At 42.7% G+C, this 13,062-nt stretch carries 15 protein-coding genes and 1 tRNA gene; 6 read left to right on the top strand and 10 right to left on the bottom strand.

The window, feature by feature from the left end:
• Positions 1 to 542: 542 nt before the first annotated feature.
• The 8 genes from KQI64_RS00665 to KQI64_RS00630 are packed head-to-tail and all read right to left on the bottom strand — an operon-like array spanning position 543 to position 5,717.
• On the bottom strand, positions 543 to 1,235 hold the full coding sequence (locus KQI64_RS00665; protein WP_216522852.1) for a class I SAM-dependent methyltransferase: 693 nt from the start codon (positions 1,233 to 1,235) through the stop codon (positions 543 to 545).
• Between the two features lies 1 nt (position 1,236).
• Positions 1,237 to 1,818, bottom strand: coding sequence for an HD domain-containing protein (locus KQI64_RS00660; protein ID WP_216522851.1), 582 nt, complete (start codon positions 1,816 to 1,818; stop codon positions 1,237 to 1,239).
• Positions 1,796 to 2,176 (bottom strand): ASCH domain-containing protein, encoded by a 381-nt coding sequence (locus tag KQI64_RS00655; protein ID WP_253289129.1) that lies wholly within the window; start codon positions 2,174 to 2,176, stop codon positions 1,796 to 1,798. Before KQI64_RS00655 ends, KQI64_RS00660 begins: the two co-directional genes overlap by 23 nt.
• Positions 2,173 to 2,979 carry an acyltransferase domain-containing protein gene (locus tag KQI64_RS00650; protein WP_216522850.1) on the bottom strand — a complete coding sequence of 269 codons (807 nt, stop codon included), beginning with the start codon at positions 2,977 to 2,979 and terminating at the stop codon, positions 2,173 to 2,175. Before KQI64_RS00650 ends, KQI64_RS00655 begins: the two co-directional genes overlap by 4 nt.
• Positions 2,976 to 3,401, bottom strand: coding sequence for an NUDIX hydrolase (locus tag KQI64_RS00645; protein WP_216522849.1), 426 nt, complete (start codon positions 3,399 to 3,401; stop codon positions 2,976 to 2,978). Before KQI64_RS00645 ends, KQI64_RS00650 begins: the two co-directional genes overlap by 4 nt.
• 10 nt (positions 3,402 to 3,411) lie before the next feature.
• Complete coding sequence (locus tag KQI64_RS00640) at positions 3,412 to 4,116, bottom strand: HAD-IA family hydrolase (RefSeq protein WP_216522848.1); 705 nt, start codon at positions 4,114 to 4,116, stop codon at positions 3,412 to 3,414.
• Positions 4,117 to 4,124: 8 nt separating this feature from the next.
• Complete coding sequence (locus KQI64_RS00635; RefSeq protein WP_216522847.1) at positions 4,125 to 4,814, bottom strand: M24 family metallopeptidase; 690 nt, start codon at positions 4,812 to 4,814, stop codon at positions 4,125 to 4,127.
• A gap of 45 nt (positions 4,815 to 4,859) precedes the next feature.
• Complete coding sequence (locus KQI64_RS00630; RefSeq protein WP_216522846.1) at positions 4,860 to 5,717, bottom strand: BRO family protein; 858 nt, start codon at positions 5,715 to 5,717, stop codon at positions 4,860 to 4,862.
• 83 nt (positions 5,718 to 5,800) lie between these two features.
• On the opposite strand from KQI64_RS00630, the gene KQI64_RS10720 reads away from it, so the two are divergent.
• Positions 5,801 to 5,965, top strand: coding sequence for a DUF6809 family protein (locus tag KQI64_RS10720; protein ID WP_442911918.1), 165 nt, complete (start codon positions 5,801 to 5,803; stop codon positions 5,963 to 5,965).
• A 306-nt stretch (positions 5,966 to 6,271) separates the two neighbouring features.
• Here KQI64_RS10720 and KQI64_RS00625 read toward each other — a convergent pair whose 3' ends face one another.
• Positions 6,272 to 7,528, bottom strand: a complete 1,257-nt coding sequence (locus KQI64_RS00625; RefSeq protein WP_216522845.1) for a DUF6076 domain-containing protein — start codon at positions 7,526 to 7,528, stop codon at positions 6,272 to 6,274.
• A gap of 32 nt (positions 7,529 to 7,560) precedes the next feature.
• Between KQI64_RS00625 and KQI64_RS10715 the strand changes: the two genes are divergently transcribed.
• From KQI64_RS10715 to KQI64_RS00605, 4 genes are all read left to right on the top strand, one after another.
• Positions 7,561 to 7,854 (top strand): MobC family plasmid mobilization relaxosome protein, encoded by a 294-nt coding sequence (locus tag KQI64_RS10715; protein ID WP_442911916.1) that lies wholly within the window; start codon positions 7,561 to 7,563, stop codon positions 7,852 to 7,854.
• Positions 7,842 to 9,194 carry a relaxase/mobilization nuclease domain-containing protein gene (locus KQI64_RS00615; RefSeq protein WP_216522843.1) on the top strand — a complete coding sequence of 451 codons (1,353 nt, stop codon included), beginning with the start codon at positions 7,842 to 7,844 and terminating at the stop codon, positions 9,192 to 9,194. Before KQI64_RS10715 ends, KQI64_RS00615 begins: the two co-directional genes overlap by 13 nt.
• Before the next feature lie 15 nt (positions 9,195 to 9,209).
• On the top strand, positions 9,210 to 9,440 hold the full coding sequence (locus KQI64_RS00610) for a hypothetical protein (protein WP_216522842.1): 231 nt from the start codon (positions 9,210 to 9,212) through the stop codon (positions 9,438 to 9,440).
• A 95-nt stretch (positions 9,441 to 9,535) separates the two neighbouring features.
• Entirely contained in the window at positions 9,536 to 11,209 is a 1,674-nt protein-coding gene (locus KQI64_RS00605) for a recombinase family protein (protein ID WP_216522841.1), read from the top strand.
• A gap of 78 nt (positions 11,210 to 11,287) precedes the next feature.
• Here the strand turns inward: KQI64_RS00605 and pyrB are convergent, their stop codons facing one another.
• The gene (pyrB, locus tag KQI64_RS00600) at positions 11,288 to 12,355 is read right to left on the bottom strand and encodes an aspartate carbamoyltransferase (protein WP_216522840.1); all 1,068 of its coding nucleotides are present in this window, start codon (positions 12,353 to 12,355) and stop codon (positions 11,288 to 11,290) included.
• Positions 12,356 to 12,530: 175 nt separating this feature from the next.
• Here pyrB and KQI64_RS00595 point away from each other — a divergent pair.
• Positions 12,531 to 12,617 (top strand) — tRNA-Leu (locus KQI64_RS00595).
• Positions 12,618 to 13,062 lie beyond the last annotated feature (445 nt).

The following is a 13,062-nucleotide window of genomic DNA, read 5'->3' as shown; positions in this document are numbered from 1 at the left end:
GTTTAATGTCATTCATCAGCACCGCCCGCAAAAACGGGTTTGATTCTTATCACGCGGTTAAGATGGTTTTATCAGGTCAGACCAATCAGGTTTTTGGGGTGGGGTGCTGAATAGTTACAACGTATAAATCTAAAGCGTTAGGAAATAATGTTTCTATTCTATCAGTGCGACCTGGCGCAAGACCCATAATACCTGCTATCTCACGATAATCGTCTTCTGATAATTTTCCCGCATGATTATAATCATCAAATTTTATCTGCAATTCAGCTGATAGATTACGAAAGTGTTTTTCTCGATTGATTAGTTGCTTTATCTCATCAAAAGAAATCTCCGGTAAATCTTAAATGGAATTAACATAACGACACCCGGATTTGAATAAATCGCTATTAATATACCTAATGAGGTTATGTCTAATGGATCCTCGTTCTCCATATATTTTTGTTAAGTATTGTTCGAGAAATTCAAATCCATTACTTGAAGGAAATAGTTTTCTTCCCATATTTTTTACCTCTATATAAATGTTTCTTCTATAATTCTAGATTTCATCGCTTTTCAAATATCAAATGGTGAAAGAACGCAATCCTTTGAAAATCAGGATTTTGTGATACCCTCATTTCAATATCAATCATCTTTTTCTGCCATCCCTCGTTCTTTTGAATCTCCTGATTTTGCTGTAAGTCCCAAAAGGTACGCAAACCATAAGTTTGTTGTAAAACAAGCCCGCTGCACCAATTTGATACATCGCTGTCATCATAGTAAGTGATTGTACCGAATTGTTGAGCGTTGCTGTTTTGACCGTCAAGGAGCTTATTTGCTTCATCAAAGTTGTTGAGCAACACCACCATTTGCATAACTCTGCCATTGCGGTTGTGTTTGACGATCGACAGCTTGCCGTTTTTCTTTAACAGGCGATAAAATTCACCGACAATTATTTCTCTGTCATCAGCGTATTCCAAAACATTATGACAGAAGATATAATCAAACGAATCGCTTGGCAACTTTTTTAATTCGTCCGTGCTTCCGACAATTTGCCGATAGCCGTTCTTATTCACTTGTTGAGCGAGCATATCCTCAGAAGGTTCAATAGCAGTTACCTGATTATCAGCGGCGAAATGATCAGCGGTAATTCCTGTGCCGCTTCCGAAGTCAAGGATTGATTCCCCTTTCAATTCTCCGATTTGCTGCCAGATGATTTCCTTTGCGAGTCTTTCCCAAGCGGGTAATTGGTTCAGCATATTAAACTCCAATCAGCGTATAAATATCTGTTCCCGTTTTCTTATCAAAATAGTCTTTCAAATCAAGGAACGCTCTCCATTTCGGGATAGTCAAATTATTAAAGCCTCTGCGCATAACCACATCAACAAGACGCTTTTCGATATAGGTTGCTCCATCAGGCAAAGCGAGCGCGTCGCAGAGCTGAATCATCTTGTCGTAATCGTTGTACTCGGTTTTTTCAATAAAGGTTTTAATAAACTCTGTTTCATCTGCTGTGCAGTCATTTTGTCCATTATAGGAGAAAAAATCTTTATAAGGAAACGAGTGTGTCAGACAAATTCGGGCGCAAGCATCATAGCCGAGAGAGGTCATAAAATGGTAGCCGTCAATAATATGCCGCATATCGGTAATACCCTCACGCCTGCCAATATCGTGTAACAAACCGAATATATAGGCGGTATCGGCATCAAGATTGTCACAATGCTCCGCAATCACTTTTGCACAAAAGGCAGCGGTTTTGCTGTGACCAATCCAAGCGCCGGGGTTGCGTTGTTCTGCTTCGTTAAATAATTTTTCTGCTTCAATAATTGTTGGTAGTTTCATAAAATGCTCTTTTTTGGTTAAGTACTTTCAATTCTATGCCTAATACTCCATACTTTTTTTGCTTTTCGGGAGTATAGTATAAATCCATATCTTCGGGCTTAGCTGTAGCAATATCCGCCTCGGTATAGCCGCATTTCAGCAAAGGTAATTCCTGATACAATTCTGTGAAGGTATCGAATCTGTGTAAAGTGATTACTTCTGTAATCAGCTTTTGTCCGGTTTCAGTTTGGGTAAACTCTATCATATCGCCGACTTTTATCTTCTGCCGTTTTTCGTCGTTCAGTCGCAACTCAATAGTCTTTTGCCCTGTGCGTATCATTTCAAACGGTTCGGGGTTAAGATTCATTTTATGAGTCATAGCTTCAACCTCCCATATGCATTTCTGATTATACCACCGGAAAGAATATGCTTTTTCATATTTCTTTGCAAAGAGGTGTTTTCTGGTAATGCAGCATAATCAGTTGATTTTGTGTTATACAACCATTCAATGAAATCTGTACCAACTTCGCCTTCATCAAATATCTCAAAGCGGTTTTGAAAACTCAGTATATTTGAGCTATCGTTCAGCATTTCTTTGAGTTGTCTATCCAATAGCCAAGAGTGACATCGGTATTCAGCATTTGACAGTTTAGGATAATGATTTGAGAAAAACTGCCTTGCGGATACTAAAGAAACATCAATCGCAGAAGGCGAAAAATCAACGTCTGACGGAATATGAATTCCAATGACAATATCCCCGTCAATATGCTTTATCTCACATTCTAACTCACCAATTCTGAACAGGTGACAGCCTGACTGACGAGTAGTCCACCAATAGCGGTCAAAGTATAACTTGCCTGTCATACGATAGGTTTCATCAATAAAGCGGGTGTAACACTTCATTGTGGCGAAGTAAATTTCGTCGCTGATACCTTTGCTCTTGTAAATCTCGTACACATCAGCAGACGCTTTCAGCATACACGCAAATATTTTTATATTATCGGGATCCTCGCCGAGTATTGTTTGAAGCTTTGCCAATGCTTCGGACATCATTTCATAATTTTGAAAGCCGTTTAGTTGCTTGTTTACAGAGTTGAAATCAAAACCATTCGCAAACTCAATTACACGGGATTTTATTTCCGGTTGCAAACTGATTCTTTCACAGAGGGTTGAAATGTTCATATTAATCTCAAGACCTTTTCTAATAGCAACGGTTGGATTTGCGGATACGTCCAATTTGTCGGTAAATCCTCGAATAATTCAACCCGTTCAATCTCGCTGTGCAGTTCACCCTCAAAGCTCTTTATTTCTGCGTAATAGAGCTTGCCAAAGGTTTCTTTACCGTCAAAGTTATCGGGAGCTGTTACGGAATAGATACAGACAGGTTGAATCATATAATCTATCGCTCCTGTTTCCTCGTACAGTTCACGCCTTGCGGTATTGTCAATATTCTCGCCTGCTTCTCTGTGACCGCCGGGGCATTCGTATGTATCTCGCTCTTTGTGCTTGCAGAATACCCACTTGCCGTTAGATTTCGCAACGATAACGGCGAATTTAAGCAGGCTGTTATCCACTATTTCATAAAACTTTACTATTGTTTTCATTTTATCCCCTTTATGTAACAAGCTGTTTCAAGGAATTTATCTCATATTTAGGAATTATCTGTGTATCATTCTTTTTTCGTTTTGTATTAAACCAGCAAGAATCAATACCAAAACAATTTGCTCCGAAAATATCAGATGTCAATGAATCTCCGACCATCAGCGCCGTGGTTTTATCTTCTATATCCGCAATCGTTATAACCTTCTCGAAAAATTCTTTTGATGGTTTGCAACAATTCAAATCTTCCGATACAATAATATCCTTTAGGTATGGTTTAAAGTGAATTAGTCTGGATTTTTGAATAGTGGATAAGCCGTTGGTTACAACATATAGGTTTGCAAACTCGGATAATTTCATGCACACCTCTCTCGCAAAAGATACCTCATCTGTTTGCTGCGCGAGATACTGACGATAAGATATATCGAATTTAGTTGGCGAAACTGAAAGATTAAGGCGTTTGACTAATTCACAAAAACGGCTTTCAGAGTAGTCATAATAAAGCTCATGAAATCGTGATTGTATTTCTGTTTCTGTAGCATTCGACAAGCCAAATCTTATCCATTCCAAATTGCAAATATCCGAAAAACATTTTTCTATTTGTTGATTATAAGTAAGATTATATAATCGGAAGGTTTCCTTTAATGCCTGCAATTCAGCCTTGTCATAATCAAGCAGTGTTCCGTCTGCGTCAAAAAGATATGTTTTATAGTTTTTCATAATGCGTTTCACAACTCAACTAATTTGTTATTCTCAAAATGATAAATGTTTTCTTTCTTATAACCATACAGAGAATTTTTGGTACTGATGTGCGGCTCAAAGGTAAAATAGTCCACTTCGCTTAACTTTTTCTTATTACCTTTATTTATGTAAACACGGTCATTTTTATCTTCCTCAATGGAATGTCCTAAATTACCGAGAAAATCAAGATTGATATATCCATTGTTACGGATATAGTCATTCATATAGTAATAAAGTTCCTCGAAGGTTATGTCGGGCGAAGCAAATCTTATCAATTCATTATGCAGAGCTTCTTCCATTTGTAAACCATTTCGCCACTCACTGTTTTGGATATTCTCAATATGATTAACAACTGTTCCGTTTTCTATAATGATTGTTCGGGCATAATCTCCCCATACATTTTTGCATTGCGGACTTAAATCAATGGTAATAATGTCATTATCCGAAACCGTTTTATCGGCAGTAACATATTCTCTGCCCGAAACGGAGATTGTGGTTTCATCGCCGCTGAAAACAAAAGCGCCGATATTCCAATACCAAAATGAATCTGCACCAAGCGAAAGCATTTTTCCTTCGCATAATTTCCTTATCTCTCGCAGATTCATATTTGGCTTAATGTCAGTTTTAATATAGTCAATCGTTTGCTTTGCAATATTTTGAACTTCTGAATTATTCATAAAAACCTCTTTCTCACAGCCGTTGTACTTTGTTTTCTCTTATAATCATTCTTTATCTTCCTCGTTACCTACAACGCCCTCAATCATTCCCGTAACGACCTCATTCAGTCTTGCGGCGTTATCTGAGGTAATTACCGGCTTGCCTGTTTGTGCTTCGATATTTTTTCTTGCGTCGCCTGCAATTTTGCCGCCGCTTTGCGCTACTTCTCTGTTTTCTTCCAAGCCATAGGGGTTTTGTGTTTTAGTCAGTTCAGTGGTAGTCGCTTCGGCGAGCATATTCAGCGCAAGCTCCAGTGTGCTCATATTGTCACGCAGATTTTCTTTTTTCAGACCTTTGAGCTTCTTATACTGGCGTGTCGTCATACCCGACCACGCTTTAGTGACTTCATCGGTCAGGATAGCGTATTCTTTACCTTTCTCTACACCGTGAGCCTGCCATTGATCGGTCAGCTCCTTGCGGGCACGAATGGTTTGTAAGCGCTGGTTTATCCAATCGGCAGGATAACCTTTTTTGGCATAAGTTTCCAATGCTCTTTCTATTGTCAGTTCAGGATCAATGATTTCTTCTATGCGTTCACTGCCGACCTGAGCCAACCACATCTTGAACGGCTCGGCTTTCTTAGATGGGATAGATTGAATGATACGGAGAATGCCTTTTGTATCGGCGGCATTGATCTTTCTGAATTTGCCGTCGGCAGTCATCATCCGAACAGGGGTACAAATTGTACCCCACTTGGAATTCAGCTCAGGATCACGGCTTCTCATCTTTTTTATGTATTGCTTTACATCCTTGCTTTCGGACAACACTTCAACAACATCCGAAACCGAAAAACACCATTCCTCTTTTTCTTCATCCCATGCAGTGCGGATAGGCTGATTTTCAAATTTTTTAATATTATCCATTTAATCCACTCCCGATAATTTTCATAGCGTATCAACTCTATATAATTCTACCACGAAACAGGAGATATGGCAATTGATAAAATATTAAACTTTGTACTCTGCTGACGGAGCAACAGAATGCCATACTCCAAAAAATAAAAGACAACCACACAGAGCTTATGAACCTCGGCGAACGCGACGCGTTTTGCAGGGGTTTCTCTTTGGCTGTCAGGCTGATGGTTGATGCTATGAACAGCGGGAAAACCTGACGCGCCCTGTTTCGCCCCGTGTTGCGCGAAGAAAACATTCGCAGTCGTACCCAAGAAAATCAAATAAAGCCCACACAGGCGATTTGTCGCGGGTTGTGGGCGCAAAAAAAGCACAAGCCCGGAGTCCGGATGGATTCTAAGCTTGTGCCTTTTTTATTGTGTCGCTAAGCTATGTGTTCTGTGTGACAACAAAGAGCCGCGTGAAGCGTTTGTATAGTACCTTACATAATCATAAATTGCAAGAGGGTTTAAGAACTTTTTTTGATATGTCAAAAATTGATACGCTGTAACCAAAGAATACGGAATTTATTTTTCCTTCCTCTTTCTGTTCGGAAAACAGCCCTCGAGCCAGTCGATGTACTCCTCGGTAGTTATATTTCCGGCAGAGCATTCATCACGCTTGACAAGAGCCTCGTACTTCCATTTTTTGAAATCGTTTTTCTTGATTTGATTGACTTTTACGCGAGCGGAGTAACGCCGATAATATTTTCGATAGATCGGAATCGCTTTGTTCTCCGCCATTTTCTTTTTATAGTTTTCCTCGGCGGCGAGGTCGCGGCAGGAACGCAATTCACCTAAATGAATCCGGTTGCAGTATCGCGCGTCGTAGTTGCCCTTGTAGGTAAACCATTGTCCGCAGCGCTCGCAGCACTTTAAGTTGACATTGTATTCAATCAGCTTGTTAAGCTCAAGCTCCAAGAATTCATGCAGGCTCTCGCACCGATAACGGATAACCGGATTGTGATTATAGTTATGAAAATATATTAGTGTGGCTGCGTCTATGTCATGTTCCTGTGCAAAATCGGCAAACGCTGAAAAGTCATAATCCGCCGGAGATTTTTTGTCTCCCATTATCAACCGCTGCTCTTCGTTGAACTCCACGAAGGGCGGCATTTTATTTATCTTCCGATAAAGATAATACCGCGCGGAAGGAGTCATATCACTCAACACCTCAGAATAATACTTCGATTCAAAACAGAACTCCAGAATATCACGGTATTCCTTTTGCAGCATTATCAGATATTTATAATAGTCAAGCATAGCCGCCGCCAAATCCGCATACTGCATAATAGCCGGCGGAAACAATGCGGATGCAGTCGATCCAAACGCCAAGTGATTAATCAACCATTTATAGTTGCGGTAGATTCGATAACGGTTAATCATCTCCAGCACTTCATTGTCAGCATTTGGTAAATCAATATCTTCATACATTCGAAGGCTTACTTTGACCTCCTTGTACAGCGAGTCGAAATCCGCGTAAACAAATTCAAATAGCACTTCACCCAACGGCAGAGTGACCTTGCTTCCGCTGAGCGGGTTGTTTTTCGGCTGCGGTTCAATGTCGGGGTTGTGTTGATAAAACAGTTTTTCGAATTCTTCGATCTCGGTTGAGTCAACCGGAAAACGAATGCTTTCAAGCCACTCCGAATTATCATCATTTTTGTGCTCCTGCAAGGAGCATGCCTGTTCTCTCGCGTTTATGCAAAGCGTGACAAATTCATCGTCATTAGATTTCATAAGCTCGGTTGAGTTGTTGCCGCTATGATATGTAACATAAACCATACCATCATTAAACGCAACATAGAAAACTAAGTATAAGAATCTCCGATGAAGATTTACAAAAGCTTCATCACAAGGCTGCAATAGCCAATCTGTCTCTCACAGAATATATAACCAAGTGCGGTTTAGGCAAACAGATTTTTGTTATCGACGACTTGGACGAGGTCATCCGTCAGCAAAAAGCTATCGGCAGAAATCTCAATCAGCTCACCACGCTCTGTAATATGGACAAGGTCGATTGCGTTAATCTTCAACAGCTGACAGACGAATACGTTAAGCTCAACCAAACCCTGACCGAGCTGCTCGACCGAAAGAGGTGGGCAGCATAGCTGTTATCAATTTTATCTCACGGCAGAAAACACAGACGAGGCAGGGGCTAAGTGCTCTGCTCAACTACTGTGCCAAGAACGCAAAAACGATTCACGATGGGAGAAAACTTGTCACAGGAGTAAATTGTGTAGCTCGGTCAGCCTACAATGAAATGATGAATACCAAGCTACGATACAAGAAAGCTGACGGACGAATGTATTATCATCTGCTCCAATCCTTTCACCCCGATGAAAACCTCACACCCGAAACCGCTCACGAAATCGCGTTGAGGTTCGCGGAAGAAAATTTCCCCGGCTATGAAATCTTAGTCGCTACTCACGTCGACCGTGATCATATTCATTCACATTTCGTTATAAATTCCGTGAATGCCGAGAGCGGTTACAAATACCATTCCGACAACAAAGAAATTCAGCGGCTCCGTGATTCCTCGGACAAGCTTTGTTTGGAATACGGCTTGTCGGTAATCGAATCCGCTCCGTCCAAAATAAAAGGTATGTCCTCAAGAGAGTACAGGGCAGCCGACAAATGTCAGAGCTGGAAGTTGGATTTGGCGATAGCGATAGACGAGGTGATGTGTTACGCTGTCAGCCGCAAGCATTTTATTCAGCTGATGGAATTGGAAGGCTATCAAGTTAACTGGAGCGATACCCGAAAATATATCACCTACACATGTCCGAACGGAATGAAGTGCAGGGATAACAAATTGCATGAAGAAAAATATTTGAAGGAGGCTATGACCGATGAGTTCAGAATTAGGAAGGAAATCGCCAAGCGAATTGAAAGCTCAAGCGAAGATGAATTTAGCACAGGCAGATCAGACCGAGACCTATGTTTCGATTACGGAGAAGAATTGGCGGGCGCTGATTCAATCTCAGCAGACGCAGATAGATATGCTCAGCACGATGATGAATACAATGGAAACTCTGGCGACATGGAGCGACCTCTCGGATATGCAGCAGGAGCAGTTGGACAAGTTGACTTCTCAAGCAGAGGAAACGCAGCAAACTCTGACAGAGTTTCAGGATTCGCTTCAAAAACAAGCACAGCAGATTCAGACAGCGACATCGACCTCAATGGAGACCTTCCAATCACAGGCTGGGAAAGCGAGCGAGAACTTCTCACAACAGCTTTACTCAGCGGAGCAGACAACGAAACGCAGCTTGAAGCGGATGATTTGGGTTTCGCTTATCCCGACTATCCTGTTGATCATCTGGGAATTGATTCGGCATATCTGGCTGCTGAATTAATGAATATTATCGACAACGACACTCACACCGAAGATTGCACCACAAACAAAAAGCCGCGCCATGAGCATAAAAACACTCTGGGCGGTATGTAGAGAAAGGATTTTTGAATGGATGAAATCAGAATTATAACTCAACCGGACTATCAGCCTTCTGTGGCGGTGGCTATTAATCGGAGAACTAAATTCAAGATAGAAAACGGTCAGCTGATTACTCAGCACCAGTATACTATCGGTAAGAAGGATTATGTTGTAAATTCCGTTTTTGATCTGGACAGCAAGCACACGGTTATCGACGGCGTAAAAAGGCTTATCGATAATAATTTTGACAGTGCGGCCTAAATAGGTCTGGACATTTCAGCCGATTGGGAGTATTGTAGTGTTGCGAAAACTCGCAGACTCCCAATCGGTTTGACAGCAGGAAGGAGTATAAAAATATGTCAAACCAAGATAAAATAACCGCGCTGTACTGCCGCCTTTCAAAAGACGATCTCAACGTCGGTGACAGCGACAGCATTGTGCACCAAAGAGCAATCCTCAAAAAGTACGCTGAGGATAATTGCTTCCCAAATATCCGCGTGTTTGTTGATGACGGCTACTCAGGTGTTAGCTTTGACCGCCCCGGCTTTCAGGAGATGTACAAACTGATTGAAGCTGGCAAGGTCAGAATTGTTATCACCAAAGATCTGTCCAGACTCGGCAGAAACTATATCGAGGTCGGCAACTATACCGAGTTCATCTTTCCGAGATACGGCGTCAGGTATATCGCCATCAACAATAACTACGACTCGCTGTTCAGCGATAACAACGAGCTTGCGCCGTTCAAGAATCTGTTCAACGAGTGGTACGCTCGTGACACAAGCAAGAAAATCCGCGCTGTATTTAAAGCAAAAGCAGAGCGTGGTGAACGCCTTGGAACAACGATCCCATATGGTTACCGCCGTGATCCCAACAGCGGAAAAGAGTGTCGTCTGTTGATTAATGAGGAAACCGCTCCGGTGGTAAAGATGATATTCGCAATGTGCGCAGAGGGAATCGGCCCAAGTAATATATCCAAAGCGTTAGAGGAAAAGAAAATTCTCAAGCCAACTATGTATCGTTTTATGCGAGAAGGAAAGTATGGAACGCACACCGACACTGAGAATCCATACAAGTGGAATGAGCGTTCTATTGCTGATATTCTTGACAACGAGATTTATCTCGGACACACAATCAACTGCCGTACAAGGATAGCTTCGTTCAAAGACAAGCGAACCATAAAAGTTCCGAAGGAAGAACAGCTGCGCTTTGAAAATACTCACGAGGCAATAATCGACCAAGAAACTTGGGATATCGTCCGCAAGGTGCGTGAGGGCAGAATCCGCAAGAACCGAATGGGTGAAATCAACAAATACAGCGGTTTGATTTACTGCGCTGACTGTGGCAGAAAGCATTACCTTTATCGTGGGCGAACCATTAGGCGTGAAAGTTACAGCTTTATCTGCGGAAACTATCATAAGCACGTTGGTGAAGAAAAATGTACGCCGCACTCAATCAGAGAGGTTGTGCTCGATGAAATTGTACTTGAAGAAATCAACAAGGCGCTCTACTACGCGCGGAACAACACAAAGGAGTTTACCGATTACATCAGTAAAAAGACTTCCTCACAGTACAGAAAAGAGCTGAATGCCAAAACCGCTGAACTGTCAAAAGCAGAAAAGCGTGTTGTTGAGTTAAAATCTCTGTTCAAGCGTCTGTATGAGGATAACGTTCTCGGACGTATCAGCGATGAGCAGTACAGAATGTTATCAGTTGATTATAACGATGAGCAGAAGGGGCTTGAAGCATCGATTCCGGAACTGCAAAAAGAAATCGGCACACTCAAAAACGAGTGTACCAATGTGCAGAAGTTCCTTGATATCGTCAAGAAATATGTATGTGTGCAGGAGCTGACGCCCGAGGTACTGAGAACCTTCATCAGCAAGATTGTCGTTTACGAGCGTGAGAAAAAGCACAGCCAAACCTCTCCGCAGCAAATCGATATCTACTTCCGCTACATCGGAACATTCGCTCTTTCGAGCGAAATCAACCAAACCGAAGAAAAAACTCATGACGAAAGGCGGACAGCCTGAACTGTCCGCCTACGCATAGGGCACCGCCTCAAACTGAAAACATCCTTTTTGGAATCAGCCTAAAGCCGTGCCCGTTTTTCAGTCAATTCTTTTGTCGCAGAAGTCGCACATCTGCATTCCGAGCTTTTCGTAGCTCAGTCTGGGCAGATATTTTTCGCTTTGGGTTATGCACTTCGGGTTATTGCAGCGGTAATCCGAGATAAACGTATCTCTTGCGCTGAGCATGAATTCTTCGTCCTGAAGCAGGAGAAGGATCAGAGCCATTCTTCCGAACATACCGTACTGAGCCTGCTTGAAATACAGCGCTCTCGGGTCGTCGTCGATCTCAACCGTGATCTCGTTGACTCTGGGCAAGGGGTGGAGAATGATCATATCCTCGCGGGCGTTATCGAGCTTTTCCTTGTCGAGTACGAACACGTTTTTCTGAGCCTGATATTCCTCCTCGCTGCCGAATCTCTCGCGCTGGATCCTCGTCATATACAGCATATCCAAATCCCTGACAGCGTCGGCGAGGTTGTGAGATATTTCGTATGCGCAGTGATTTTTCTCGAGGATATCGATAATATAAATCGGCACGCTCAGCTCGGGAGTCGAGATAAGCACAAATGAATTGCCCTCATATTTTGAAAGCGCCTTGATAAGCGAGTGAACCGTGCGCCCGTTGAGCAAATCGCCGCAAACGCCGATTTTGAGGTGATCTAGTCTGCCTTTCTCGCAGCTCAGGGTAACGATGTCAGTCAGAGTCTGAGTGGGGTGGAGGTGACCGCCGTCGCCGCAGTTGATTACCGGCACTTCGGAGTAGAGCGAAGCCGCCATAGCCGTACCCTCAGTCGGGTGCCTGATGGCGATGATATCCGAGTAGCCGCTGATAACGGCAATGGTGTCCTTGAGGTTTTCGCCCTTTGAGACAGAGGAGTTCATCGGATTGTCAAAGCCTATAGTTCTTCCGCCGAGCTTGAGCATAGCGGTCTGAAAAGACATCTGAGTGCGGGTGCTGGGCTCATAAAAGAGAGTCGCCAATATTTTTCCGTCGCAGGCATGGCGGTAATCCGCGGGGCTTTGCATGATTTTCTTTGCTTTTTTAACAAGCTTGTCAATCTGCTGAACCGACATAGCCTCAAGGTCAATCAGATTTTTGTTGGTCATAATCTCACAACCCTTCCTTTTTTCTAAAAAGTATTGTAGCACATAAATCGGGAAAATGAAATATTTAAAAGAATAATAGCTGATTTTTATTGATCCGTCAAGCGGGCAATAAAGAAAACAAAAAATAAGACTTGATTTTTCCGCCGTGTTAATGTATAATTAGTAACGGTAATTCGCCGGTGTGATGGAATTGGCAGACGTAGCGGACTCAAAATCCGCCGGTAGCGATACCGTACCGGTTCGAGTCCGGTCACCGGCACCACAGAAACAGGAAATACCCTCAAAAGGGTATTTCCTGTTTCTGTTTTACCAGCAAGCAGGGGACCGGACTCGAAGGCGAGCGTTAAGAAAACGTGCCGAGGGCAAGTTTTTAGCGAGAGAGATTATGAAACCTATCCTTCCGTGCTGAACCCCTCCGGCGAGATGAAGTGTAAAACATCGCACACAACAGGTCACTGGCACCACAAAATTACAGCAAGCAGGTGACCGGACTCGAAGGCGAGCGTTAAGAAAACGTGCCGGGGGCACGTTTTTAGCGAGAGAGATTATGAAACCTATCCTTCCGTGCTGAACCTCTCCGGCGAGATGAAGTGTAAAACACCGCACACAAGAGGTCACCGGCAGCACTGAATTACAGCAAGCAGGTGACCGGACTCGAAGGCGAGCGCGGTATTCAATTGTAAAATTTTATCTCACATGATTGAACC

Origin of the sequence: Lachnoclostridium sp. MSJ-17 (genome assembly GCF_018918205.1) — a bacterium.
Classification (GTDB): domain Bacteria; phylum Bacillota; class Clostridia; order Oscillospirales; family Acutalibacteraceae; genus Ruminococcoides.
This window is presented reverse-complemented; position numbering and strand designations above follow the sequence as displayed.